The sequence below is a fragment of the Methanosarcina mangrovi genome (genome assembly GCF_052057765.1).
Classification (GTDB): domain Archaea; phylum Halobacteriota; class Methanosarcinia; order Methanosarcinales; family Methanosarcinaceae; genus Methanosarcina.
On sequence record NZ_CP195120.1, the window covers coordinates 1,289,145 to 1,314,844 of the forward strand.

The following is a 25,700-nucleotide window of genomic DNA, read 5'->3' on the forward strand; positions in this document are numbered from 1 at the left end:
CAAAAAGTCGGTAATATATGTTGTAAAGTTACTCAGGTCCGTAATGTCCGGTATCAATTCTGATTCAGATACTGACAACTGTGAACGTGTTTGGAATATTTGCAGGAATAAGCTTCAGTCTCGAAGACTGAACAATTTCGATGCTGTAAATATTCGACTTAGAGAATTTCTACAGAGCCCTTATTTTTAGTTGCCATACCATGTTACAAACATGTTCATTTTTTACAGCTATATTTAGCACTAAGCTTTTGTACGCAAAGGTACATTAGGGAACATGTTAGGACCATTAAAGCAGTGATCCAAAGGTAATTGGTGGACAAAATGGATTACGTACATGGGTATTCGGATAGGGAAAATTCTCGGCTCTGTGATCAGGCAAATACTCTAACTGCGCTGTTACATCACGACACTATATATCCTTCTGGAAGCAGAGTGCTCGAAGCCGGTTGCGGTGTGGGCGCACAGACGGTCATACTGGCAAGGAACAGCCCGGCAGCCAGCATCACATCCATAGATATTTCCGGAGAATCGATCGAAAAAGCCAGACTGCTGGCTGAAAAAGAGGGATTGGAGAATGTCGGTTTTCAGGTGGCAGATATCTTCGATTTACCCTTTGAAGACGAAACTTTTGACCATGTTTTCATATGCTTTGTACTTGAACACCTTAAAAACCCTCTCGATGCTTTATTGTCGGTGAAAAAAGTACTCAAAAAAGGGGGTACCATAACTGTCATAGAGGGAGATCACGGTTCAAGCTATTTTTACCCCAGGAGCGATGAAGCCATGCAAACAATAAAGTGCCTGATCGACATTCAAGAACTTTTGGGGGGTAACTCCCTCATAGGTCGGGAAATCTATCCGCTATTGAATCGAGCCGGTTTTAAAAACGTGAGCATATCCCCAAGAATGGTGTATGTCGACTCGAGCAAGCCCGATCTGGTGGAAGGATTCACGAAAAACACTTTTAATGCAATGGTCGAAGGTGTCAGGGAGCAGGCACTGGAATTAAAGATGATCGACGAAAAAACGTGGGTGAAAGGTATTAGCGACCTTTACCGGGCAGCTGGACAGGAAGGCACGTTTTGTTACACTTTCTTTAAAGGCACAGCCACCAAATAGCCCTGTCGTACGGTTTATACGGGCTTCGGCACGCCCTGATAATTAATTTTTATATGGACGTCGGATAAAATGGTTTATATATTTGTTGCACATTTATGTGCAATAAGGTCCATATCATGGCAATCAAATATCATGAAATCAAACCCTGGGGCAGGTCTTTCGACGAGTATGTCAGGATGTTCAGCCTGACCCCTGCCGATCTCAAGCGAAATATTCTGGGCTGTGGGGACGGCCCGGCAAGCTTCAACGCAGAGCTTACAGAACGAGGCGGAAATATCATATCTGTCGATCCGATCTATTATTTCAGCGCTGACCGGATCAGGCAGAAAATCAGTGAAACCTATGACGATATAATTGACCAGACAAGGAAAAACCGGGATCAGTTTGTCTGGCAAGAAATCGGCTCGGTTGAGGAGCTCGGAAAGGTCAGGATGTCAGCAATGGCGAAATTTCTGGAGGATTTCCCGGAAGGCATGAGGCAGAAGAGATACGTGCCGGGTGAACTGCCCTCACTGCCTTTTGGTAACAAAGAATTCGATCTGGCCCTGTGCTCGCATTTTCTGTTCCTCTATACTGATAACCTGTCGCTGGAATTTCACCTGGGCTCGCTTGAAGAGTTGTGCAGGGTTTCGAATGAGGTCAGAATTTTCCCGCTGCTGGATGTAAATGCCGGGCGATCGACATATGTTGATACTGTTATTGATTTCTTAAGAGAGAAAAAGCGGGATGTGAAGGAAGTAAAGGTGGCATACGAGTTCCAGCAGGGTGGAAATACGATGTTAAAAATTTGCTGAAACTTTCATTGCCTTTAGCATTCCTTGCTTTTTAGCATTCCTTGCTTTTTAGCATTCCTTGTTTTTCAGCATTCCCTGCATTTCAGCATTCCTTGCTTTTCAGCATTCCCTGCTTTTTAACACTCCTTGCTTTTTAGCTATTATATAGATTCTTTTGAATTTTAAATCAATCATGCCTGAATCATCTGATTGTTCTTTAAGAGCTTCTTTGACTAGCTCACGAAAGGAGTTTATATAATCATCTGTCAGAGTTACTGTGTAAAAAGATTGGTTCAAATAACCGTTTTCGGCTCCGGATTGATAAATCTTATACGCCTGTTCAACAGAGAAGAGATTTGATTCATCTCGAAGTTCACTATACATAATATCAAATCCGCAACTCCTGAATAGCTGTTCGTATTCCTCTTTGCTTTCGAAGAAAAGCCATGGGCTTTTAAAATATTTAAAAATCTCTCGCGTAGACGGGTGCAGACTGATTTTCTCTATAGCTGCAACAAAGTTCGGACAATACAAGCTGGTAGCAGGAGCCTGTACCCCTATTCTACCCCCCTGTTTGAGAGTATTAAAACAACAAGTTAGCGACTGTTCAGGTTTTTGAAACCACTGGAAAGCCGAATTACAGACGATAACGTCAAAGTTGACAGGAAGCTCAAAATTTTCAGCATCCATTACGGAATATGTTAAATTCGTAAACTCCTGATTGGAACTTACTGCTTGCTCTATCATACCTTGAGAAATATCGATGCCCATCACGGTTCCTTCCGTAATATGTGCGATTTTTTTTGTGATGTGACCTGGCCCGCAGCCTATATCAAGGACATCTTCCCCTGGTTTAATTGATAATAAGTTCAGAAGAACTTCGGAAGCTGACTTTTGAACCAATGCGCTATCGACATACGTAAAAGCCCGGGAATTAAAATTAACTTCTGACATAGTTGACCACTCTCCTTGTGTACGATTGACACTTATTTATTTGTCTCTTTATTTATTGCTGACACTTTAAACCTTATAGTGAATTCTGTCCCCCTGTCTCTTTTCAGTTCAAGGTCACCATCCAGCTGATCTACGAGGATGGTTACCAGTTGCATGCCAAGACTGCCAGGATTTTCTAGATCGAAACTTTCAGGGACACCCATTCCATTATCCGAAACTTTCAAAACAAAAATGGTGTCCTTTGAGCCCTCACTATTGTCTCCTGCTCTATTGTCTTTACTTTTCCGGGATTCTTCTCTAAAGAGTTTTATTTGAATTATCCCGTTATCTCTGTCGGTAAATGCGTATTTTAGAGAGTTTGAAACGAGTTCGTTGATGATAATGCCCAAAGGAACTGCAGTATCCATGTTAAAGAAAATGTTTTCTTCCAGATCCATACTCAATCTGATATCGACATTCCCGATTCTGTATGTTAGGAAAAGATTTTCAGTCAGTTCCTCAATGTAGGACGAAAAGTCCAGTGTATCGAACCCTTCACCTTTGTACAGTTCTTCATGGATCAGAGCCATTGAAATTACACGGTCCTGGCTTTCCCTGAAGGCTTTCAGAACTTCCAAATCCTTAATATCCTCTCTATCTTTGAACTTTTCAGCCTGCAAATCCAGCAGTGAGGAGATCACTTGCAGGTTGTTCTTGATCCTGTGGTGAATTTCTTTTTTACGGGCAGTCTCAATGTTTGCCAGAGCTTCTTCGGCTTCTTTTCGTTTGGTGATATCAGTAAGCATACTTATTGAGCCAATAAACCTTCCATCCTTATCAAAAAGGGATCTGGCGCTGATGAGCACCCATAAAGCTGATCCGTCCTTACAAATTAATTTAATCTCATAGGTCTCATTGATGCCCTGCCGCCTCTTTTCCATATTCTGTTTGAAGACAGCCTTAGATTCTTCACTGGTGAAGTCCCATATCGGTCTTCCGATTCCTTCTTCCAGACTGTATCCGAGCATATCCGCTAATTTCTTATTAGCGTAGGTGACTATGGCTTCAGCGTCAATTATGCATATACCTTCATTTGCTGTCTCTGCTATATTGCGGTACTTCTCCTCACTTTCACGGAGTTTTTCTTCAAGCCCTTTCTGGTCACTGATGTCAAATCCGTAGACATTTACGCATTCTTTTTCGGGCAAGGGGTGAAACGAGACCAGGTATACTCTTTTTCCCGCCTTAACTTCCATTTTTTCCGGATTATTTCGGGAAATTACCCTCCGCACAAACTCTCCGATGGAGGGAGGCAGTTTTCCTCCGACTCCCACACCCCACTCACTCAATAAGGGTTCACTCGCCTCATTTGAGTAAAGAATGGTCCTATTATTTCCCACACAAAGCACAGGATTCGGATTATCTGCCGGAAATTGCTCCATTTTTGTTTTCATTTATTCTCTTGGTTCCTCTTCTCTTACAGCAATAGCCTCTCTTCAATGAGCATATATGTAAATTAATATTTTTATTGTTATACTTATTCCTGATCTCTGTTCCGATATATAGGCTACACGCATCCCGGATGCAAAATCAGTTATTGGTAAATTGGTTAAGTTTTTGTTTTAGATAGTCAAAGGTTTGATTTTCATCGGTTCATGGGCTCCTGAAAAAAGATAGCGCTATTGATAATGAGAAGGCTACCGTTCTTCTCCGCCATCCGATCTAGAGAGGAATTAGTTATATCGATAATTCTCCATTCATTTCGAAAGCTGCACATCAGGTAGGTGTTTAGAATTTTCTGTCCCTCATCGATCAGATAGCCCTCTGGATTAAGGAGGGCATAATCAGGGACTATCCGCCTGAACTTATCCTCTCAATCGTGTCTTCCTGCCTCATAGCCGCATGAAACGCGGGGCTCTTTGAATTCGGCCACAGGCATGCTATTTCACACCATAATCATGATCTCGAAAATGAGTTCTGATCTTAAAAATGCTTATAATCTCGAAAATGGTCCGCGATCTCGAAAATAGCTCATGATCACGAAAATGATTTTAAATGCTCTTTAACATTGACATTAAGGTCGCTCACGCCAGTATGATCATTGCTATTATCGTTATGGGCACAGGAAATACCGCCATCGACGATGCTAAATGCTTGAAAAAGCTCAACTTATTCGATTATCGCGTGAGCAAAGAATAAAAGATCACATACTTCCCTATCTTTATTTATCCCCTGGAAATACATTTTTTTATACTCCTCAGCAGTCACATTTTGAACTCCGGAAAATCCCCTTTCAATAAGAAAAGTCTCGACCGTTTCCTCCTTGATACCGAATTGAAGGGGTTCCCCCTGTTGTTTCGTATAATTCCGGATGTTTTTCCCCACTTCCGATTCACATGTCTCGTCAACAACGGATTCAGGGTAGTAATCAAACAGGATAGTACTGCCTTTTCCCGAATTTTTTGCGATAAAGGATAATGTCTCATCAACGGCCTCGGGAGGAATATACATAATGAGCCCTTCCAGAAGGAAAAGAGTTTTCAGCGATCTGTCGTATCCCTGTGCAGCAAGCTTTTCGCCAAAGTTGTCTGTTTCGAAATCAACCGGCACATAGATAACGTGATCCGACGGGGGACCAAAGATTTCTTTGACCTTTTCGATTTTTACACTCTGGGTATCCGGGTGGTCCACTTCGAAAACCCTGACTTTCCCTTTCAGCCCTTCAATCCTGTACGCCCTGGTGTCATATCCCGCGCCAAGGATGACCAGTTGACGAAGCTCTTCATCGACTTCTGCCCTGACAAAATCGTCAAAGTATCTGGCTCTGGCCCGAATAGAATTGCCGAGACCCGGGAAAAGACGCTCCATCTGCTCCACTGCTGCTTTTGCCTGTTCGGGATATTTTGCTGCATATTCCAGGATCGCAGGGTTAACAAAATGAACGGCATACGGATCATAAAATATCCGTTCTTCTTCGGACTTACTTGATTCATCGACTCGGTGGAGGGTAATTCCCTCAGCCATTTTACTGGGTCCTTTTCTCTTTGTGTGCGTTTCATTTGAAGTCGTGGAAATTACCGGTTCTTGCACTGCATGCTCACCTCTTCTCACATAAATTTCAGAAAGATTTAAGGCTGTTTTTGATCCGGTTGTTTTTGATTCGGTTGTTTTTGATTCGGTTGCTTTTGATTTACCTGACCCGCGCATAGGCAAACGAGATCAAGCTGCTAACTACTCGGCCCTCGTTTTTTCCGTAAAAATATGCCTTTTTATAGTCCTCGCTGGTCATGTTCTGGATTCTGGAAAATCCCCTTTCGGAAAGGAATGTTTCGACTTCTCCGTCTCTGATTAGGAATTTAAGGGGTTCCCCCCGTTTTTTAGTGAAATTTCGGATGTTTTTGCCCGCTTCCGGTGCAGTCTCTCCGGCATCTGAAGATCTGAAAACTCCGTAGTCGAAAATAACGGCACTTCCTTTACCAGAATTATGCGCGATAAAAGACAGTATCTCATCCATAGTCTCGGGCCGGAGGTACATTACCAGCCCTTCCATGACAAAAAGGGTCTTTTCGGACCTGTCATATCCGCACTCTGTTAGCTGCTGGCCGAGTTTATCAAATTCCAGGTCGAGAGGAACGTATGTGACGTGACCGGGGAGAGAACCGAAGACCTCCCTGACCTTCTCAATTTTCACACGCTGGGTGTCAGGGTGGTCCACTTCGAAAACTTTGATGTTTTTCAGCCCCTCAATCCGATAGGCACGGGTGTCGTAACCTGCACCCAGGATAACCAGCTGCTCGAGACCATCATCAACAGACGCTTTTACGACATCGTCGAAATATCTGACCCTGGCAACTGCCGAGTTTGCCAATCCGGGAAAGAGCTGCTCCAGCCGTTCAATTTCTGCTTTGTATTTTTCCGGATTACGAGCCGCAAATTCCAGTATTTCCGGGCTGATGAAGCGGATGGCATAGGGGTCATAACAGATGCGTTCATCCTTGGGTCTTCTTGATTCGCCGGCCCTGATAAGCGCGATTCTCTCAGCCATATTGCTGGGTCCTTTTCTTTTCATGGTTGCTTCATCTGAAGTTGTAAAGTTTGTTGGTTCTTGCATTTATGGTCCGCTCTGTGAAAATTTCCATTAAAAATAAGTTCAATCAGACACATCGCTTTCATTTTGTATCCAGCTTGTCCGGCTTCATGAGCATGTGGTGTATGAAGTCCGCAGCATCTACGAAAAATTGATGTTGAGTAATTCCCCGTTTCTCCAGTACTTTTTTAAAGTCAGGATGCAGTTCTGTAAGCCCTTTTACAACAAGATTCAAGAAAATGGTCATTTCAACTGGATCCACATTGCTCCGGATTGAGCCTTCATCGATTCCTGACTTAATCGCGTCGCACGTTATTAAGAATTTATCATGGTTTAACTTGAGAATCTTCTTTGCAGCTTCATCCATATCTTCATAATCTTCCAGATTGAACCTTCCAGATCGGAAATAGAGGTACATCCGATTATAATCTGGATACTTAGCTACGAACTAAAAGTACTCTTTTCCGAGAGTATCCAGCACCTCGATATTTGTTTTGCAATTTTTTATTCCTGCTTCAAACATATCATTCAGGATTCTTGCCCCGCGCAGGACAACGGCAAAAAAAAGAGACTCTTTATTCTTAAAATAAAGATAAAGCGTCGCTTTGTTGAATTCTACCTCGTTTGCGATGTCGTCCATTGAAACGCCATCGTAACCTCTGGAGAAAAACAACTTTTCCGCCGCGTCAAGAATATAATTGCGTCTCTGCTCTTTTTCCTGCTCCCTTATTTCTTTCATAGACACTTCTATCACCGAGAAAAATTAACTATTAGTTATTTTACTAACTAATAGTTACAATTATGGCTTATAGTTAGAATAAGATATAAACATTTGTATTCTGTCAAAATGCGGAGCTTCAATAGAAAACTTCGACATTTTTCAGCAAGAAAGAAACATTAAATAGGTTTCGAGGTTCAAACTCTTAGGAGGAAAGGTGGATATGGATAACGGAGGGGATGCAAATATGGATGCTGATGAAATTCGGGCAATCTTCAGGTTTTCAGCCCTTGAAAAAAATATGATTTCAAGTTTTGGAATCCAGGGAGATCTGTTTCTTCCTTTTCTGCTTTCACTGAAATCGGGAGGTTCGTGGAGTTACGCCACTGAAGAGTCAAAAAGCATTGCAGTAAAGGACGTGATCACCTATTATGATGAAGAAAACAGGGCCGGTTATACCCTGGAAAAGATATACCTCTTTATCGATCCCGAAATCATAAAAGAGGAAGGAGTAGTTTTCAGGCTGGAAAAATGCGGGGAAAGGGAAGAAAGAGAACTGGTCGAGAGACCCTATCGAATAACCCTCCGGGCCAACAGGATAATACTTGCAGAGGTAAACCCGGGTCTGAGAGAGATCAGAATCAGGGAGCTGAAGAAAAAAAGCATATTACTAAAAGGCACTCCGGCGTATAGCGCAGCGCATGAGCTGGAACACCTTGAGAAGGGAGAAGTAAAAGGAATCCCTCTGTGGAGTTTTGAGTACGTTAAAGGACCCGCAAAAGACAAGCAGGCGGATGTTCTGTAAGGATACAAATTGCCGTATTCAGCTTATTTGGGTATAACAGCCCAACCTGAATATTAACCGGTAAAAAGAAAAAGGCGATCAATAGCTACAGTTAAAGAAAAAGTAAACTCACTGAAGTTTGCCTATCTATCTCACTAAAGTTTGCCTATCTATCTTAACTGAGGTGTCTATTGATATTGTTTTCCCTTACTGAATATTTTCAATCTTTTGTAAGTACCATAAACGAAAAATCTCTCTCCTCTTATAACATTAATTATTGATTTAGCTCGTAACGGAACCTGGTTACCCGTCTCTCTCCCTTCTGATCACTTATCCAGCCCCAGCTAATAGGTGCCCCACTTCTGAGGCGGCTTGAGTCGAAAACCAGAAAGCGGTACAGATTCTCGCCAACTTTCTGACTTTCTATTACCTTTACGTCTCCCACAAAAAGCGCGGGTCCAAGCGCCCGTGCTGGAACGGGGCCGTCAGTACTTACCAAAAATTCTACTGCCTCTTTATACCTGGCAAGGGAAGATTCGAAATTTCGACGTTCAGGTGGCCTGAATGACACGCGTCGAATTTGTATGTCCCGGATTTCGGGCAGGTCCCAACTTGGGCGAGTACCACCCCTAACAGGTTTGGAAATATCTGGAGACATAGCTTAACCTCTCATGGTTTTTACTATCTGAAGATCATCATAAGCAAAGGCTCGTTCATCTCTGCGATCGCAATTGATCAGGACAGCCTGTATATTCGTTATGTCGAGCTCTCTGTCAATTGCGAAACACATCCCATTAAAGCGCATCGTATTAAGCATGGTTTTGATCATATTGGGGTTTCTGGCGTACGGCCTTGGGAGTCCTCCCACTTCATCCGAATCCACCCAAACCCGAAAACCTCTCCGGTCTTCCAGGCCCAGCTTGAAGCCGGTAGCCCCTGCGGGAACACCAGTACCATCAGTTACTTCTGCGGCTCTTATCCAGATTTCCATCCCGGAGAGGTCCTGTGGTTCTTCCAGTGACCAGCGAAACATTTGTCCGGAAGGGCCTGCCCTGACCACCATTCCTGCGGTTTCTCCGTAGAAGGAGCTATTGAAAGCCCCTGATGCCTGACCGAACGGATATTCATCCGCATTCATACCGGCAAGTTGGGTATTGGGATGCCCGAGAGAATTTACATTGATGGTGTTTCCGTCTTCGAAATTGTCTGCCGTGATAGCTTCGTTCAGCTCGAAGGACATATGCACGTTTTGAACCTGCGGACCAGCAGGCAGCCTGTAGCCCGCCAGGTAATCTGTTGTACTATGTCCCAGCAGAGTAGCTCGGAACAGGGCGCACCCGTAAACAGTCAATATTTGTTCATGATCGAAACGAGTCATTACAGGTGGTTGTGAATACTGTAGACTGTCGTCACCCAGCCATTGTCGGTTGAAAAAATTGTGGTTGGCGTAGTGCACATACAGTTGCGACTTGAAGGGTTCGGGAACAGCACTATCATAGAATTGCGCCCCATTATTATCCGTCACATCGCCGTCACCGGCTGGCAAAATAGTCATGAAGGCGTAATTCTCGGGCTGAATCGTGGACATGCCCGCCCAGAAACGGAAGTTAGTGGGGGCCAGCGCCAAAACAGCCTTGATTACGACTCCAGCCAGCGAAATGACAGTGGGTACCGTAACTACTGCGTCTCCACCCCTCGAATGTCCCATTAATCCCAGGCTGCTAAAATCGATATGCTTGAAAAACATCGAACCGGGGTCAGCATCCATTTCCTGGAAGTATGCGATATTGCTGATGATGAGATCAGCTCTATCCTCGATGTTCCCAACTCCTGATGCCCACCCGTTGAGAGCGTTACAGTCAACAGAGACTGCAATAATGCCCATTTTGGCCAGGTCCTGCTGGAAGTAGTCATAACCCAGGAAACTTGGATCTGCCGGGCTGTGGTTGCCATGAGCCATAAATACGATGGGTACGGTGCCCTGGTTTGCCAGTCTCGTGTTGAAATGTTTGCCTTCGCCATCATCCTCAGCAGGGTAGTACACACTTCCTTTAATGCCTCTTCCGTCATCGTATTCGGCCCATCCTACAGGAAACAGGTTAAGACCTGCGGGATTGGCGCCTACGGGCGGATCAACACAGGCTACCTTGATTTCTAACGCATACTGGCCTTTACAGCCTTGAAGGTCCTGCACGACATGCAATATATCCCCGCGTTCGACTCTTTTACTTAACATCACAACCGGCCCGCTGCCGGCTCCCACCATTACGCCATTAAGGTATACTTTTATGATGGCATCAGATAAGAACCGGGTCAGTGTAACGCGATTGTCTCCTGCCTGTACGGGGCCCGCCTGTGGAGCTGGCAGGCTTGAACAGGGCAGCACACCGGTTTTTCCCGGTTGACTGCCGGGATCTTCAGGACACATCGCCTGGATCGAGTCAAATGAATCGGCGGTGCTAAGTGGCGGGTCGAGATTCCAAAGGAGCCTCCCTCCCCAGCAGCGCGAAGTGCCCTGGTTTATGCCGTTACGGGAAAGAGTAACACGAGCTCCATTGACTATATTAGTGATAGTGATTTGCCGGCTGCCCTCATAGACCTGATCATAGCCAGGGGTTGGCAGCGGTTTTGGAGGTATCTGGGTGATGAATTCCTTTGACGGCGGACTGGGATCGTTACATAGTTCAAACCAGGCCCTTACGTGTTGATTAGGACCATAGTCAGGGTTGACATCGACCCCGGTAATTTTTTCGCAGCCGTTAACCCTACCTGTTTCTCCACTGTCCGCCGTAATCCAGACATTACCGCCGATCAGGAGATTATTCACACCTGTCCTTGACCCGCACCGGTACACTGGAGCAGGGTTAATTTCCGGGCGAGGCGGCCCGGCAGGATAGTCCTTAGTATGGTTACGCACGGTTACAGGAATAGACCAGTCGCTAGTGGCTGCTGCTGTTATTTGTCTGGCTCGTACTATCTGGTCTGCGATAAGGGAATCAGGTAAAGGGATACTTACGCCATTCGGCAAAGGAAAGCTTCCGGGAACACCGGGCAAAACGGAACCATCAACCTCTATCTCAATCTCAGCATCAGGAACATAAGAATATACTGTGACGGCGGTGGCGCATTGATACAACGGTTCTTCCACAATCGGAGGCGAAAGAAAGGAGGGATCGTCTTCTAATTCCAGTTCATTCCGGTTGACGACTTTCGAGTCCATACTTTACTCCCACTTACTGTTTTAACACTGATATATATGGTAAAAACCTTTTATCATAATTATATAAATAAATGAATATTAAATCCTTAGAGAACATAAAATTAGAAACAAGGCATGATAAAGTGAAGATATAATGCTCCGGATTCGGTTTTTTAAGCAGATTAGCATTCAGGCAATTTTCCAAAGGTGATAGTACTTCATGGAATCGGGCTAATTGGCACCAACCAGCCGTTAACCTGGCATTTTTATAACGAATAATATTTTTGTAACGAATAACATTTTTGTAACGAATAAAGTCGAGTAAAAAATCTTGAATGCTGAGAAAGGTCTCAATATTTGATGATAGGGAGCTAAGCCTGCAGAAAGCGTGTACCGGCTAGATCGTAAACCTGGATAGGGATTTACCGATACCTTAACTCTCACGGGATAGAGATAGAGTCTTTTGAGATAGGTATTGTGATAGCCTGATTGATATCAACTCGTTCCGGTTTAGCAGAATTCGGTAGTAGTCGGTGTTTCGTCAACAGTGAAATGTCTTATAAAATCGAATACGACTATTCATAATCGCTTAATCTTTGAGGATTGACGCGGCATCAGTGTCACTTCAATCCTCAGGTGTCTAACAAATAGGCCAGGATTTTTTCCGATCGATCGTCACTTTACCTTCACGTATTCTGGTTGACGAGACAATAGTTTAAACAATAAACAAAGTCGTCACCTGGTGAGACAAGGGGATAAGGAAGGTCTTGAGACAAGAGGATAAGGAATGTCTTACTTCTGCCGGATTATGTTCTTGACCCGCCTATCCCATTCCGTGGACTCGAACAGTTCCTTCAGTTCCTGGGAATCGTCAATAAAGCAGAAGCCCCAATAGACTGCAGGCAGAAACTCTCTTTTCCACTGCTCTTTCTTCTTTTTGTCAAGGAACTGGTAGGTTTCCGAGGATGAGAGGCGGCTTACGAAGCCGAGAACCTTGACAAGGTCGGGAATGGTCTTCTGGGCAGAACCTATTTTCAGGCATTTAAGCCTGTGGCTGTCTATTTTCCTCAAATCGGGCTCAAATCCCAGGGTCTTAAGAATTTTATTTTTCTCGGGCATTGAGATGCGGTCCCCGGCATACTTCAGGGAATTTAGAGCCTGAAGTTTGAGGAGCCATTCGATCTCTCCGAAGACCTTGGGCTTGTGCTGCCTTGAAACGTCCCCTAATCTGCGGTCTTCGTAGGCTTCCCTCTTGAGTTTATTTACCTGGTCGCAGAGAATGGAGAGCTCTTCAGCGTCTCTCAGTTCCCGGACTCTGAACCTCAGGGCTCCCCGCATAAGTTCCCTTTTTTCCCGTTCAAAGGCGCCTATGTCCTTTTCCTCGGTGATTGCGAGAAGGCGAGAGAAATATTTTGCCCTGAGGGCAGTCGGGGGAAGCCGGACTGGAACTTCTACTGCCTGTGCATCCTTCCTTCCCTTTCCTCTCCTTTTCTTTAAATTGCTGAGGTTTACCTTGCTGATTTCTATTTTTCCTTCCTCAATTGCAAGGGCTGCGTCTCCCTCGGAGAAAAGCTCTTCAAGGCGGATTTCAGGCTGGAGCATCTGCACCTGGTCGACCTTTTCCCCGTTGAAAACCCCTTCTCCGAAACGCTGATAGAGGGAATCGATGCTGTCCGAGATCTCAAAGATGTTCCCCCTCCCCTTCCCGGAAACCAGGGAAAGCCTTGTAACTCTCCCCACCTGCTGTTCAAAGAGCCGCATGCTCAGGGTTGGGCGCAGCAGGATGAGGGTTTCAAGGCCCGGAAAGTCAAAACCTTCGATCAGCATCCCGACCGTACACAGGACGTAGGGCGGCTTTTTTGTGTCCCTGAAAGCTGCAAGCAGAGCACTCTGTTCTTCCCTGGGCAGCTCCGAGGTTATGAAAGCAGCATATCTGAACCCCCCTTCCGGAGTGTAATTCTCAAAATCGAGAGGCAAAACAGGGTCTGAATCCTTTTCCAGCTTCGAAGCAGAGATTTCCCCATTGAAAACCGAGGCTGTGAGTTTGGCATGGAAAGCGTTGATTTCCTCTCTCTCCGTCCCGGCTCCGTACACACGCTTCCGGACAGGGGCGCAGAAGACAAGGGTCTTTGCATTTCTCTGCTTTACCAGAGAATCGTAGACATCTTTTGCTAGCTGAGTTCTGCGGACAACTTTTTTCAATTTGTCTGCGGTGCTGCAGTCAAGGAAAAGGTCCTGTTTATCAAGTTCGTCCAGTCCTTTTTCAAAGTCAAAGATCTCAAAAATATCTTCCGAACTTTCGGCAATTGTGTACTTAAGGGGAGCGAGTTCTTCGTCCAGGATACACTCAGGCAGCGTCTTTGCATAGACTTCTCTCATATCCCCGGAGATTTCATCCACGAATTTGACATTTCCGACCACACCCTGGAAAGGAGTTGCAGTCATGCCCAGGATTTTTGTCCGTTCCCCGAATTCATTGAGAAAGTCATTTCCCCTGTTGTTGATGAAATTATGGATCTCGTCCACGATTGCAAGGTCTGTATATTTAAGAATCAGGTCTTTGATCTCAGCCCCCTGCTTTCCGAGTACTGTCTGCAGGGAGGCAAAAAGCACAAAACCTTCACCCTTTCCCTTTCCGAGAGCTTTCAAAGTTTCGGCAAGCTCTTTTCTATCCGCCTTGTGTTCGGAAGAGAGAAGAGCACTATTGGGAAAAAGAGGCTGATTTTTCTTCCTGTCATAATAAGTCTGGCTAAGAAGAGGGTTATTTTTTGAGACCAGGAAAAGCACGAGTTTTCCGTCATCATAATATTTTTTCATTATATGCTTCGAAAGAAAAGTCTTGCCCCAGCCCGTAGGAACCTTGATGTAGCCTCTCTGATTGGTTTCGAAGTACTCAAGTATATCCTCAAAGATTTTCTTCTTATCTTCCCTCAAGGGCTCGAGCTCGACGGTTTCCATATCGGCTGCGGCTTCATTTGAAATTGTCATCAGTACGCGGTCCTTAAACTTTTAACTAGATAAATTTTTTAATGCCATCTTAAAACCAGAAAGTACCTTTCAAAGAGGTTTTTGGGAAAGCGGCATAGTCCATGCAACAGGCTATTGCATGCAACTGTAAGCATTATAAGAAGTAACTCCCCGTAACTTACAAACAACCTGTAAAAAATTTCATTCCAGGAAACTTCAAGCGGCATCTCTCAGCTAAATAGCGGAAAAGAATAAACCTGGAACTGCTTTTATTTAAAAGGAATCCCTTTTCATAATAAGAATTACGTCAATATATATGTTATGCCAAAAAGTCAAAGGGAAAGGGCAAATAAGAAGTTTATATACCCTTCAGCCCTCTCCGATAACCGGTATAAAAACTCAGAAGAATTTTGGCCTTGCGGAAAGATACTTTGCAAGGGGCAGTTTCCTGTAAGGTTTGCCAGCTATTTCGCCTCTGACGCGCGTATTGAGTTCTTCCGGAGTTATCTGCACTTTTGAAGGCTTATTCTGCTCCGATTCTGCCCGGACGGTTACGTTAATCGTGCCTTCCTCTATTTCCTTATCTCCGATAACCACGACATAGGGCACCCATTCCCTTCCCGCTTCCCTTACCTTCTTTCCTATGGACAGGTCGCGATCGTCGATATCGACCCTGCAGTCCAGTTTCTTTGAAACCTCTTCGGCAAAAGCAAGGTGTTTTTCGGAAATCGGCACAATCCGGACCTGGGTAGGTGAAAGCCAGACAGGCAGCATAGGGACTTTTCCTTCTTCGGTTTCCATTGCAGCCTTTTCAAGGAGGGCATAGATGCAGCGTTCGATTGCCCCGCTAGGGGAGCAGTGGAGAACGGTAGGCCTTTCCAGTTTGCCATCAGCGTTCACATAGGAGATATCGTACCTCTCGGCATTTTCCACATCGATCTGGACTGTGGAAAGGGCACTTGCCTTGGCAAGGGCATCTACGAAGTTAAACTCGAATTTGAGTACGAAGTAGAAAAAGCGGGTGTCCCACATTTCCACAAGCACCGGCTTGTTTACGGTCTTTGCCATGCTGACTACAAGCTCTTTATTCGACTCGTAGAAGTCCCTGGTGAAGCGGATGGCAACCTCATAATCGTCAATATGGATTCCCACGTTTTCAAGCACATCGATGCAAAGGTCGTATTGTTCCTTGAACTGGCTTACAGCCTGGTCCATGTCCTCGCAAAGGGTGTGCATATCCGGCATGGTAAAAGCCCTGAGCCTTCTTAAGCCCACGAGTTCCCCGCGCTGTTCTTTTCTGAAACTGTAGCGGGTCATTTCGATCATCCTGAGAGGCAGGTTCTTGTAGGAGATCGTCATGTCGTGGTTCATAAGGAACTGCCCGAAACAGGCTGCAAAGCGAAGGAACATCTGCCGTTTGTCCGATTCGATAGAATACTGCCTTGCAGGGAACCTATCAAGGTATTTCTTGAGGGTCGGGTGGTTCATATCGTACATCAGGGGGGTTTCGACTTCCATTGCCCCGAACTCGGTTGCAACATCAAGCACGTAGTTTTCAAGGAGAGACTTAACAAGCCTTCCCTTGGGGTAATAACGCATGTTCCCTGAGTCGGACCCGGGCTCGTAGTCTGCAAGTTCAAGCCTCCGCATGAGTTCAACATGGGGAGGAGCCCGTTCAACCGCCCTGCTCTTGGAGATTTCATAATTTACAAACTGCTGAAGTTTGGGGTAGGGGGTGAGGTCAAAGGCTTCTACTTCATGGAGGTCTCCGTCCGGAGTCAGGATGCGCCAGTAAGACCTGGCAGTACCTTCGGCTTTCAGGGCTTCGGAAACGACTTCTTCTTTTTCTCCGGCTGCCTCAGGTTTGACTGCCGCTTTTGCCGTACCTTCGGGGCGGATGCTCCGGGAAAGTTCGGAAAGGGGATGGCCCTTGCAGCTCACGGTAAAAGCTTTGTACCAGCCAAACGGAGCTCTTTTGACCTCGTATTTGTCAGAAAGAGCTGCTTCCATACCTTTTAAGACCTGTACTGCAACTTTCGGAGAGGAAAGGTCAGAACTCAGGTGGGCATAAGGATAAAGCATTATGCGGTTTGTTTTGACCTGGGCTGCAACTTTTTCGATTTCAGAAACAGCTTTTTCGATGGCTTCTTCCGGATTGGCTTCATCCACGCTTTCCACAGCCGTAAAAGCGGTGAGGGCTTCCTCAAGCCTGCCTGACTTTAAGGACTCTTCTATTTTTTCAGCAACTGGAGTTTGTTTTTTGGTTTCGTATTCAATATAATCAGAGTGAATGAGCAATAACTGCATTCTATCACCTGTGTTTTCTAAGCCAGATATGGGTTCCGAATTCGCTTCGGTTCTTAATTAAACAGAGAATCAAACAGTATTATGGCCTGGTATTGTGACCATGACCTATAGCCTGGTATTACAACTATGACCTGGTATTGTGATTTAATACTTGACCTGATTTAAGGACTGTTTGAGGCCTGTACCCGTCAGTAGATCTTGATTAAAGGATGTAAGGAAGAATATATGACAGTCCTAACATCCTGCAATGATATAAAGCAATCCCTTTCGCCTCATTGAAAGCTATTTTTCTCATCAGTCCCGCAGGCTTTTGCCGGGTCTTTGAGGTAGATATCAGCCTGAGCTACCAGTTCGGGATGGATCTGTTCCTGATAAACCCTGTAAGCTGCAACGAGGGCTCCCAGTAGAATGGGGGCTGCAAAAAAACCTGCAACTCCTCCCACAAAAGCCCCTCCCAGGAAGGCAAGCATGAGGAGCATGGGGTGGATCTTTGACTTCAGGCTGGTCAGGAAAGGCCTGAGGATCAGTTCGGGAGGCCCGTAAATTACAAGGGATGAGACTACAAAAAATAGTGCTGCGCTTTGAAACCCCTGTTCGAAATAACGGAACAAAGCCATGGGCACAAGCACCATATACCCGGCAAAAAGTGGGATTACCGATGCTATGAAGACAAGGGTCGCAAGAGCAAGGACATGGGAAAATCCGAAAGCGTGAAAAACGAAAACCGAAGTCACGCTCACTATGAGGGCAGAATAGGCGTTACCTATGAAAACTCCCTTCAGGATAAGGTCCAGATGAGCTGCATAACGGTTCACAACGTTCTGGTAATCCGAGGGTATCATGCCAAGAAAGGCACAGTAAAGCCTGTCCCCATCGGCAAGCAGGAAATAACAGAAGAAAATCGAAACTACGAAATTAATAACGAAAAGACCGATGCTCCGAGCATATGAGATTAAACCTACACTGCCAACTGCAGGGAGCAGAGAGGTAAAGAGGTTCCAGATAGCATTATTTATTCTTTCAACGTAAGTAGAAGGAATTTCCAGTCCATGTATAAAATCTAAAATTCCGCTCATTACTGAAGTCTGGTTTTCAAGGATCCAGGAGATCTGGTTCAGGATCTCAACAATTCCGGCTCCTACAATGAATACTATGGGGATGAAAATAAAAAGACTGGCTATCAGAGCCCCGATTTTCCTGTACTTTCCAAATTTCACCTGGATGGGCCTTGCAATATAAGCAAAGACTATCCCGAGCACGATTCCGTCTGCGAGGGGCAACAGGATCAGGAAAGCAAAGAACAGAAGCACAGCTACTGCAAGGGCTACGCCGATTTTCCAGCGGCTTGCAATGAGCTGGCTTACTCCGTCAGGTGGGTAATTAAATCGCATTCTTCAGTTCCATTATAATAAATGATGATAGTAATTCAATTTAGTAATTCAATTTAGTAATTCAATTTAGTAATTCAATTTAGTAATTCAATTTAGTAATTCAATTTAGTAATTCAATTTAGTAATTCAATTTAGTAATTCAATTTAGTAATTCAATCAATTGCTTAGGTACAGAAGTCAAATCCTAAACCGGAAACAAATATATCAAACTAGTCCGGTTGTGAACATCGTTTAGCTCAAAGTTTGATTTGAACACGATCCGATTCAAACACAATATAATTCATCATCGTAAAGTTTAGTCAGTATATTGAGAGTCATATCAGGCGAATAACAGGATAATCAGGTATTGTCGAGAAGTTCCTAGGATGTTAGCCTGAAAAGGCATGGTAAGATTTCAGCTACAATATGAAAATATAATTAGGAACTATTTAAAAATTTCATAGAATTATGAAGTGAACCGGAAATTTAGACGTGGTGATTCAATTTTGATCATCAATGTTTTTAAATTACCTTGAGTGACGTTTGTCCTAAATAGCCGGTCTATTTTTAATGTCCTGTCTTTCCAGCCGGGATGACGTTGTTTATCGATCGGCTTAAAACCGGAGGCTTGAGCCGCGCCTGACGGGCCAGTACTGTTTAAACCTTTAGTTTTTCATCCAGCCGTGGAACAAGTTTTTCAAAATATCTGGTTACCACACAGGACTCCGTGCATTTTCCACACCTAATACAGGTTTCACTTACATGAGGCTTTCCTTCCTTAATTGTGATCGCACCTACCGGACAGGCTTTCACACAGATACCGCAGCCCGTACAGCGGGAAAGCCTTACGAACTGTTTTGCAGCCTCTTTAAAAAGATCGACGGCCTTGTCTTTTGTTTCCGAGCTTACGAGCAGGTTTCCGTTCGAGAAAAACTTCACGGTTCCGGTTCCGGTTTTGACCAGCAGCATGCCCAGCTCTTCCGCATAAACAGCCTTCCCAAGCACGTTGACGAAATCCGCAGCTTCTTTTTCCCTGATGCCCTTAACTCCTGCCTCAATAGAAAAGCCTCCTGCTTTGCAGGGGGAAATCCCTCCCACAATCTCAATTTCAAAGGCTTCGGCTCTTTCTTCCGCAAGGACCGAGATTCCAAGCCCCTCGGCCAGCTTCAACATTTTCGGAGGCAGCTCCTTCCAGCGCCAGAACCCGTGTTCCACAAACTTTTCCGAAAGCCCGCGCTTTTTTGCCCACTCGAGCAGGAAGGCGTTCCACCTTGCATGCATCTCAGGGTGCAGTACTTTTACCCGCGAATATTCGGCAGCAAGGGCAGACGGGCAGAGCCAGCACCCGACTCTCTCAAAGCCCTGGTCGTAAAGGGGATTATAGGAAAGCCCCCGCCAGTGGATATAGAGCCAGACTTCAAGTGCCCTCCAGTCCCGGATAGGGAAGATATTGAGCTGAGCCGGGACAAAGGGGTTTGTCTCACTTGCCGCAATCCTTGCCCTTGAAAATGACTCATGCTTCCGCTTACCATCTATTGTCAGGTAGGCAATTGAGCTCCCGTGCTTCTGCCTGTCCCCCTCTTCTGGAAGGGTACATGCACTTTTTCCTGTTTCCAGATCTCCTGCCGAAGCCAGTTTGCAGACCTTGCAGCACCAGCGGAAGTCCTTTGCAGGAGGCCCGAACTTTTCCACCTGTTCCCAGAAAGCGGAGCCCGAACTCATTTCTTCAAGCGGGACTTTCATTTCGCGGCATAAATCCCGGGCAAATTCTACAGTTTCCGGGAATTCGATTCCCGTGTTCAGGAAAAAAGCCTTAAACTCTCTCTGCTTGAGGGCAGCCCTTGTAAGGTCGAGCACCACGAGACTATCTTTTCCGCCGCTGAAGGACACATACACAGGCAGCTCCCGGTACTCATTCCTGGAAACAATCCCGCGGATTGTATTGATGGCATTTTTCCCAAGGGCCTGCAGGTGTTTTTTGTTAGCTTCTACGCATGCCCTCAAATCCGGAGTCTCAGGGTGCAGGAACGCCTCGCTGCCGTCAACCTTTCTGACCCTGAGAACTTTTGTGCCGGTCTCGAGTGAGGACTCGGGCTCAGGTTTCACTCGAACTTCAGGGTGAACTTCGGGTCCTGTTTGGGCTTCTGTTTTTTCCAGGTTCAGGGCTGCAAAATCTACGCCGTCAATATAAGAAACTCCGTATCCGCTCAGGTTGCCCGCAGTCACAAGGACAAAATCCCCTGCTTTAATGTTTACGGCAAAAGACTCTATAAGACCGGCTTCAACATTTTTCCCGTTAAGGTGCCGGTTTGTTTTTTTAAGCTCGACTTTTCTGCCCTTAGCCGACTTAAGCAGGATCTTTGCTCCCTGAAGGGAAGGTTCAAAGCTGTAGTCCATCCCCGAAAGTTCGAAGCGGAGAACCCCAAAAATGGAACCATCCACTATAACCTCGTCGGTTTTGTCTTCTCCGGGGATTTTGTTAAGGAGCACGAGCCGGTCTCCAAGAGGATCGCAGCCGAAAGCTGAAATCAGTTGATCTGTCAGGACTTCACGCTCGTACGGAGAACAGAACCTTACATCTGCAGGCTGGGAAAGATGGAGTATCTCGCCTTTCCCGCCACAGCTCCCGCATTCTTCTCCTATGAGAGGCAGGTTGCACTTCCTGCACCAGAAAATGTAGTCATCTTCATACTCAAAACGAGGAGAGGATTTTTTCTTTGAAAAAGCAAGGTCCGAATACTTTTCAGAGCCAGAGCTCTTTCTGGGTGAGGCGATCTTTCCGGGAGAGGCTTTTTCTTTAAAACTCCGTTTTTCTTTAAAATCCCGGGCTCTGTCTTCGGTCCTTTTTTCCCGGGTTTGCGGCCCCTTTCTGTCCGAACTGTTTCTTTTTCGTTTTTGTGAATTGGAAGTCTGGTATTTTTCTTTTTTCTGCTGCATGGAAGCCCTGACCGGTGATTCGAAGAAATGGTTAAGTACCTTATCGTTCAGTTTTCAGCAAGGATGCGTTTATCGATATATCAATATTTTGAAAGGAAGGGAATTGCAAAAGAAAAGGAAGGTCCAATAAGGAAAAACTGCCAATACTTTCAAAAACCACCAAAATGTAATTTAAATCTCAATTATGCGACTGGAAACCTGGGTATAATTGAGACCTTAATATTATTAATATGACTAATATCTTATATTTAAGCTGTTATTTATCTCCAGTATATGAATTACGAATATATTAAGCTTCCTGAAGTCGAATTAAAGTCTCCCATAAAGTTAAATTTCATAAAATTTTATTTAAGTTTCCCTGCAAAACATTAAACTTCCTGAGAAAGTATTAAAGTCTCTCGCAAAGATAAGTCTGTTATTCGAACGTGATAAGGTATGAAGTATGATGTTGTTGTGGTAGGAGCCGGGCCTGCCGGCTCCACTGCTGCCCGCTATGCAGCAATGAACGGGGCAAAGGTCCTTCTGCTTGAAGAACACTCCTCTATAGGGTCTCCTGTCGGCTGTACAGGGCTTCTGAGCACAAGAGCCGTCGAAGAGTGCGAACTCAGGCCCTCGGACGAATTTGTGTTCAACTCCGTGCGCGGGGCTTTTGTGCATGCCCCTGACGGGCAGTGCCTGCCGATTGATGGAAAGAAGACCAAGGCATATGTTGTTTCCCGGAAAAATTTTGACCGCGCCCTTGCGGTAATGGCCGTGGAAGAAGGTGTTGAGCTCTCCCTAAAAACAAGGGCTACAGGATTTGAAAAAGAGGACTCTGAAGCCGGAACCGGGACAAAAGGAAACGAAAAAGAAAAGGGCTCTCCTGTAAAGCTCAAAGTGCTCAGGAACGGAAAGCCCGAAACAATATCCACGTCCGTAGTTATCGGAGCAGACGGGGTAAAAAGCCGCATAGCCAGCTATGCAGGCCTCGGAAAACCTGCGCGCATACTCCCCGGCATTCAGATCGAAGCTCCCTATGCCTCGGATGACAGCGACTTTGTAGAACTGTTTCCCGGCTCTTCAGCCCCCGGTTTCTTTGCCTGGACCGTCCCTCTTAACGAAAAAGTCTCTAGAATCGGGCTTGCACTTGATCCGGGGCTTGCCGGCAAAAGCGGGCCTGGAGAAAACTCTCCGCTTTTCTATCTCGAAAAACTCCTTTGTTCAAATCCGCACATAAAAGCAAGGTATTCGGGCGGTATGCTTGATTTCGTGGTTGGAGGAATTCCCGTCGGCCCTCAGGGAAGAACCTTTTCTGACGGCATCCTGCTCGCAGGGGATGCTGCAGGGCAGGCTAAACCCACGTCCGCAGGCGGAGTTTATACAGGAGCTTTTGCAGCAAAAATTGCAGGAAAAATTGCAGCTGAGGCTGCCCTTGAGGGAGACAACTCCGCTCGCCGGCTTTCCGAATATGACCGGCTCTGGCGAAAGGGCCTGGCAAGAGAGCTCGAAATAGGCATGAAAATCCATGATTATACGGGAAAGCTGGAAGATAACCAGTTAAACGAACTCATAGGCTCCTTAAACACTCCTTCCATCCTGAATACAATCACGGAGTACGGGGATATGGACCATCCATCTATCCTTATGAAGAAACTTATGTTTTCAGGAAACTCCCTGAGGCTCATGAAAGCCTTCGGGACATTTTTAAAGACGCTTTTTTAAAGGTTTGTGGTATAGCGTATCTCCAGGGTAAAATGGATTACAGGATCCCTGACTCTGCAGCCTTATTCTCCGTACAGGACCGTTCTTGTCCCGGCATAGTTGCGCCGGCATAGTTGCGCCGGCATAGTTGCGCCGGCATAGTTGCGCCGGCATAGTTGCGCCAGCAGAGTTGCGGCTCTGCAGTGCGCTGTCCTTTTCGCTTCGCTCAAGAGGACTAAAATCACAGGTCTTCGATCTATACAACCTTACTCGCTATATTGAGTCGTTTTTGTCCAGCTCGACGAAGGAGGGCGGTCTTCCCAAAAGGCGGGTAGAAACAAACATAAAATTCTCTGAATAATAGGAACAAAAAATTTCTGATTTTTGCACTTTCAGTGGCTAGCTTTCAGATTTAAGATTAGTGGAAAAATTCTTGTATCTGACAATGCAGCTTGCTCAAATTGTGAAGTCCTGGTTTTAAAGTCCTAGTTTAAAGTCCTGGTTTTAAAGTCCTAGTTTAAAGTCTTGCTTTAAAATCTTACTTCAAAGTCCTGGTTTGAAATTCTGGTTTTTTTACTGTGAGGGCTATAAATTTCGGAAATTCCTTATAGTAAAGGGGGTACCTGTGAGTTCCGGTTCTAAACTTCTTGATGATGTAAAACAGCACCTTTGCAAGTGTTCTGCAGGCCTCAGGCTTACTCCTGACATGGAAGCTTTCCTGAAAATGCCTATGAGAGAACTTTACGTTTCCCTGCCTATCCATATGGATGACGGTTCCATAAAGGTTTTCAAAGGCTTCAGGGTTCAGTACAACGAAGCCCTGGGACCTACCAAAGGGGGGATACGTTTTCATCCGGATGAGACAATGGAGACGATCCGGGCTCTTGCAGCCCTGATGACCTGGAAATGCGCTCTCCATAAACTGCCTCTGGGCGGGGCAAAAGGAGGCGTCGTCTGCTTCCCGAAAGAGCTCTCACACAGGGAGCTGGAGCGCCTGAGCAGAGCATACATCCGCGGGGTTTACCAGATTATAGGCCCTGACAGGGACATACCTGCTCCTGACATGTATACAAACCCGCAGATTATGGCCTGGATGATGGACGAGTACTCGAAACTTGCAGGAAAAAACGTTTTTGGCGCCATCACAGGCAAACCCACAAGTCTCGGAGGTTCTGCAGGCAGGTTTGATGCAACGGCTAAGGGCGGCTTATATGCGATAAGGGAGGCTGCAATAGTACGGGGAGTGGAGCTTAAAGGCGCAACTGTCGCGGTTCAGGGATTCGGAAATGTTGGATATCATGCGGCATACCTTGCAAAGAAACTCTTCGGCTGCAGGGTTGTGGCCGTAAGCGACAGCAAAGGGGCTATCTATTCCAAAAGCGGGCTTGACCCTGAAGATGTTTCCGGGTACAAACATACCACAGGTTCTGTACTGGACTATCCGGAAGCGAAAAATCTCACTAATAAAGAGCTGCTGGAACTCGACGTAGATATCCTTATCCCGGCTGCCCTTGAAAACGTAATAAATATAGAGAATGCGGAAAAGGTCAGACCGAAAATTCTCGCCGAAATGGCTAACGGGCCCACGACCCGAGAAGCAGAAGAAGTACTTCGTGCAAACGGGACCCATATAATTCCCGATATCCTTTGCAACGGGGGAGGAGTCATTGTTTCCTATTTTGAAATGGTGCAGAATGAGTCCAGCATACAGTGGGAAGAAGAGGAAATTGAAATTCGCCTGGAAAAAAAGATGAAAGAAGCATATCATTCAGTGTTCGACTTTGCGGCAAAGAACAACGTTGGTATGCGGCAGGCTGCCTATACGCTTGCTGTTGGCAGGGTTGTCGAAGCCATGCAGCTCAGGGGCTGGATCTGAGACCCGGAAAAATAGGCCTGAAGCGGCAAAAGAAAGGAAAAATGAAAAGTTCGGAAAACAACGAATACAGGTATTAACGAATACACGCAGCGAAACAGGCAGGTGATTCGAACGTACAGATGTGGCAACTGCGGATACCTTTACAATCCGGGCCCAGGGGATTCTTCACAGTCCATAGCTCCTTACACCAAATTTGAAGAGCTTCCGAAATCCTGGAAATGCCCCCGGTGCGGAGCTCCGAGAGAAATGTTTGAAAAAGTGTGACGTTTAAGTGTGACGTTCAAAGACGCAGGACTTTTAAATGAAGTCTGGAAATGAACGTATAAACCTTACTGACCGGCCGTTTCCAGATCATTCAGACGGTTTCTTTCAAAGTTCAGGACCTTCCTGATAATTATCTTTTTAGATCCGAGTGCAAGGTCCTCATTATCAGGATATTTTGCTCTTACATACTCGTAAAGTTCCGGTACACTCATCGCATCAAGTTTTCTTTTGAGCTGGTTAAAGTCCTCCATAGGGCCAAAATCCTCCATAAAGACATCCTCTTAAAGAAAAAGCGAAGTTATATTTATTTTTTCATGTGGCAGTCATTGCATTTTCATATGCGTTCTGGAGATATGTTGTAGATTTCTACCGGTATTGCGTACTCCTAATGACAGGCCTTTTATATATTCATGTTCGGAAAAAAATTGTGAATGGCGTCATACCTCACTCCAACTTTTTTAATTTTCTTTAGAGTTATTTCCAAAATATTAATATGTCAATAACCTTATCATACATGTGACTACCGAAAGGGATTTCATAAAAACGAATTTTAAAAACCCGGAACTCTGAATGGATACTCTAAACATTGGGGAACGGCTAAGAAAGAGCAGAGCAGGCACTTAAGCCCAGGCACTTAAAGGCGGGGGTTATAGCATAAACATTATTGAGAGAAAATGCGAAGCCGA

20 protein-coding genes and 1 pseudogene are annotated in these 25,700 nt (G+C 45.4%); 7 read left to right on the plus strand and 14 right to left on the minus strand.

The features are described 5' to 3' along the window. The first annotated feature begins 321 nt into the window (after positions 1-321). The gene (locus tag ACSAZL_RS05920) at positions 322-1,119 is read left to right on the plus strand and encodes a class I SAM-dependent methyltransferase (RefSeq protein WP_440947786.1); all 798 of its coding nucleotides are present in this window, start codon (positions 322-324) and stop codon (positions 1,117-1,119) included. Positions 1,120-1,235: 116 nt separating this feature from the next. Continuing rightward, positions 1,236-1,913, plus strand: coding sequence for an SAM-dependent methyltransferase (locus ACSAZL_RS05925; RefSeq protein WP_440947787.1), 678 nt, complete (start codon positions 1,236-1,238; stop codon positions 1,911-1,913). A 99-nt stretch (positions 1,914-2,012) separates the two neighbouring features. On the opposite strand, the gene ACSAZL_RS05930 is transcribed toward ACSAZL_RS05925, so the two are convergent. The 6 genes and pseudogenes from ACSAZL_RS05930 to ACSAZL_RS05955 form a co-directional block, all read right to left on the minus strand. After that, positions 2,013-2,846 (minus strand): class I SAM-dependent methyltransferase, encoded by an 834-nt coding sequence (locus ACSAZL_RS05930; protein WP_440947788.1) that lies wholly within the window; start codon positions 2,844-2,846, stop codon positions 2,013-2,015. A gap of 32 nt (positions 2,847-2,878) precedes the next feature. Beyond that, positions 2,879-3,997 (minus strand): annotated as a pseudogene (locus tag ACSAZL_RS05935) (sensor histidine kinase); the annotation flags it as partial. Between the two features lie 997 nt (positions 3,998-4,994). Further along, positions 4,995-5,915, minus strand: a complete 921-nt coding sequence (locus ACSAZL_RS05940; RefSeq protein ID WP_440947789.1) for a class I SAM-dependent methyltransferase — start codon at positions 5,913-5,915, stop codon at positions 4,995-4,997. Between the two features lie 100 nt (positions 5,916-6,015). Then, positions 6,016-6,936 (minus strand): class I SAM-dependent methyltransferase, encoded by a 921-nt coding sequence (locus tag ACSAZL_RS05945; protein ID WP_440947790.1) that lies wholly within the window; start codon positions 6,934-6,936, stop codon positions 6,016-6,018. 58 nt (positions 6,937-6,994) lie between these two features. After that, entirely contained in the window at positions 6,995-7,279 is a 285-nt protein-coding gene (locus tag ACSAZL_RS05950) for a hypothetical protein (RefSeq protein ID WP_440947791.1), read from the minus strand. A gap of 81 nt (positions 7,280-7,360) precedes the next feature. After that, positions 7,361-7,651, minus strand: coding sequence for a TetR/AcrR family transcriptional regulator (locus ACSAZL_RS05955; protein WP_440947792.1), 291 nt, complete (start codon positions 7,649-7,651; stop codon positions 7,361-7,363). 202 nt (positions 7,652-7,853) lie between these two features. Between ACSAZL_RS05955 and ACSAZL_RS05960 the strand changes: the two genes are divergently transcribed. Then, positions 7,854-8,435: a putative ATP-dependent zinc protease gene (locus tag ACSAZL_RS05960; RefSeq protein ID WP_440947793.1), complete on the plus strand. Its 582-nt coding sequence runs from the start codon at positions 7,854-7,856 to the stop codon at positions 8,433-8,435. 253 nt (positions 8,436-8,688) lie between these two features. Here the strand turns inward: ACSAZL_RS05960 and ACSAZL_RS05965 are convergent, their stop codons facing one another. The 6 genes from ACSAZL_RS05965 to ACSAZL_RS05990 form a co-directional block, all read right to left on the minus strand. Continuing rightward, positions 8,689-9,072 carry a hypothetical protein gene (locus ACSAZL_RS05965; protein WP_440947794.1) on the minus strand — a complete coding sequence of 128 codons (384 nt, stop codon included), beginning with the start codon at positions 9,070-9,072 and terminating at the stop codon, positions 8,689-8,691. A gap of 3 nt (positions 9,073-9,075) precedes the next feature. Next, a complete protein-coding gene (locus ACSAZL_RS05970; protein WP_440947795.1) occupies positions 9,076-11,634 on the minus strand; it encodes a hypothetical protein in 2,559 nt (852 codons plus the stop codon). 771 nt (positions 11,635-12,405) lie between these two features. Next, positions 12,406-14,601: a DEAD/DEAH box helicase gene (locus ACSAZL_RS05975; protein WP_440947796.1), complete on the minus strand. Its 2,196-nt coding sequence runs from the start codon at positions 14,599-14,601 to the stop codon at positions 12,406-12,408. Between the two features lie 378 nt (positions 14,602-14,979). Further along, positions 14,980-16,887: a threonine--tRNA ligase gene (locus ACSAZL_RS05980; RefSeq protein WP_440947797.1), complete on the minus strand. Its 1,908-nt coding sequence runs from the start codon at positions 16,885-16,887 to the stop codon at positions 14,980-14,982. Between the two features lie 272 nt (positions 16,888-17,159). After that, on the minus strand, positions 17,160-18,278 hold the full coding sequence (locus ACSAZL_RS05985) for an AI-2E family transporter (protein WP_440947798.1): 1,119 nt from the start codon (positions 18,276-18,278) through the stop codon (positions 17,160-17,162). 636 nt (positions 18,279-18,914) lie between these two features. Further along, entirely contained in the window at positions 18,915-21,194 is a 2,280-nt protein-coding gene (locus ACSAZL_RS05990) for a phosphoadenosine phosphosulfate reductase domain-containing protein (RefSeq protein WP_440947799.1), read from the minus strand. 27 nt (positions 21,195-21,221) lie between these two features. Between ACSAZL_RS05990 and ACSAZL_RS05995 the strand changes: the two genes are divergently transcribed. Together ACSAZL_RS05995 and ACSAZL_RS06000 are read left to right on the plus strand one after the other, a co-directional pair. Beyond that, positions 21,222-21,428: a hypothetical protein gene (locus ACSAZL_RS05995; RefSeq protein ID WP_440947800.1), complete on the plus strand. Its 207-nt coding sequence runs from the start codon at positions 21,222-21,224 to the stop codon at positions 21,426-21,428. Positions 21,429-21,629: 201 nt separating this feature from the next. Further along, a complete protein-coding gene (locus ACSAZL_RS06000; RefSeq protein WP_440947801.1) occupies positions 21,630-22,895 on the plus strand; it encodes a geranylgeranyl reductase family protein in 1,266 nt (421 codons plus the stop codon). 62 nt (positions 22,896-22,957) lie between these two features. Here the strand turns inward: ACSAZL_RS06000 and ACSAZL_RS06005 are convergent, their stop codons facing one another. Continuing rightward, a complete protein-coding gene (locus ACSAZL_RS06005; RefSeq protein ID WP_440947802.1) occupies positions 22,958-23,104 on the minus strand; it encodes a hypothetical protein in 147 nt (48 codons plus the stop codon). Between the two features lie 395 nt (positions 23,105-23,499). Between ACSAZL_RS06005 and ACSAZL_RS06010 the strand changes: the two genes are divergently transcribed. Both ACSAZL_RS06010 and ACSAZL_RS06015 read left to right on the plus strand, forming a co-directional pair. Beyond that, positions 23,500-24,750 (plus strand): Glu/Leu/Phe/Val family dehydrogenase, encoded by a 1,251-nt coding sequence (locus ACSAZL_RS06010; protein ID WP_440947803.1) that lies wholly within the window; start codon positions 23,500-23,502, stop codon positions 24,748-24,750. Positions 24,751-24,852: 102 nt separating this feature from the next. Continuing rightward, complete coding sequence (locus ACSAZL_RS06015; protein ID WP_440947804.1) at positions 24,853-25,014, plus strand: rubredoxin; 162 nt, start codon at positions 24,853-24,855, stop codon at positions 25,012-25,014. A 65-nt stretch (positions 25,015-25,079) separates the two neighbouring features. Here the strand turns inward: ACSAZL_RS06015 and ACSAZL_RS06020 are convergent, their stop codons facing one another. Beyond that, complete coding sequence (locus ACSAZL_RS06020; RefSeq protein WP_440947805.1) at positions 25,080-25,283, minus strand: hypothetical protein; 204 nt, start codon at positions 25,281-25,283, stop codon at positions 25,080-25,082. Positions 25,284-25,700 lie beyond the last annotated feature (417 nt).

What these genes read in the sequence shown, in the direction of transcription:
- ACSAZL_RS05920 (WP_440947786.1), top strand. Translation starts at nt 322, where the DNA reads ATGGATTACGTACATGGGTATTCGGATAGGGAAAATTCTCGGCTCTGT.
- ACSAZL_RS05925 (WP_440947787.1), top strand. Translation starts at nt 1,236, where the DNA reads ATGGCAATCAAATATCATGAAATCAAACCCTGGGGCAGGTCTTTCGAC.
- ACSAZL_RS05930 (WP_440947788.1), bottom strand. Translation starts at nt 2,846, where the DNA reads ATGTCAGAAGTTAATTTTAATTCCCGGGCTTTTACGTATGTCGATAGC.
- ACSAZL_RS05945 (WP_440947790.1), bottom strand. Translation starts at nt 6,936, where the DNA reads ATGCAAGAACCAACAAACTTTACAACTTCAGATGAAGCAACCATGAAA.
- ACSAZL_RS05950 (WP_440947791.1), bottom strand. Translation starts at nt 7,279, where the DNA reads ATGGATGAAGCTGCAAAGAAGATTCTCAAGTTAAACCATGATAAATTC.
- ACSAZL_RS05955 (WP_440947792.1), bottom strand. Translation starts at nt 7,651, where the DNA reads ATGAAAGAAATAAGGGAGCAGGAAAAAGAGCAGAGACGCAATTATATT.
- ACSAZL_RS05960 (WP_440947793.1), top strand. Translation starts at nt 7,854, where the DNA reads ATGGATAACGGAGGGGATGCAAATATGGATGCTGATGAAATTCGGGCA.
- ACSAZL_RS05965 (WP_440947794.1), bottom strand. Translation starts at nt 9,072, where the DNA reads ATGTCTCCAGATATTTCCAAACCTGTTAGGGGTGGTACTCGCCCAAGT.
- ACSAZL_RS05970 (WP_440947795.1), bottom strand. Translation starts at nt 11,634, where the DNA reads ATGGACTCGAAAGTCGTCAACCGGAATGAACTGGAATTAGAAGACGAT.
- ACSAZL_RS05975 (WP_440947796.1), bottom strand. Translation starts at nt 14,601, where the DNA reads ATGACAATTTCAAATGAAGCCGCAGCCGATATGGAAACCGTCGAGCTC.
- ACSAZL_RS05980 (WP_440947797.1), bottom strand. Translation starts at nt 16,887, where the DNA reads ATGCAGTTATTGCTCATTCACTCTGATTATATTGAATACGAAACCAAA.
- ACSAZL_RS05985 (WP_440947798.1), bottom strand. Translation starts at nt 18,278, where the DNA reads ATGCGATTTAATTACCCACCTGACGGAGTAAGCCAGCTCATTGCAAGC.
- ACSAZL_RS05990 (WP_440947799.1), bottom strand. Translation starts at nt 21,194, where the DNA reads ATGCAGCAGAAAAAAGAAAAATACCAGACTTCCAATTCACAAAAACGA.
- ACSAZL_RS05995 (WP_440947800.1), top strand. Translation starts at nt 21,222, where the DNA reads ATGGTTAAGTACCTTATCGTTCAGTTTTCAGCAAGGATGCGTTTATCG.
- ACSAZL_RS06000 (WP_440947801.1), top strand. Translation starts at nt 21,630, where the DNA reads ATGAAGTATGATGTTGTTGTGGTAGGAGCCGGGCCTGCCGGCTCCACT.
- ACSAZL_RS06020 (WP_440947805.1), bottom strand. Translation starts at nt 25,283, where the DNA reads ATGGAGGATTTTGGCCCTATGGAGGACTTTAACCAGCTCAAAAGAAAA.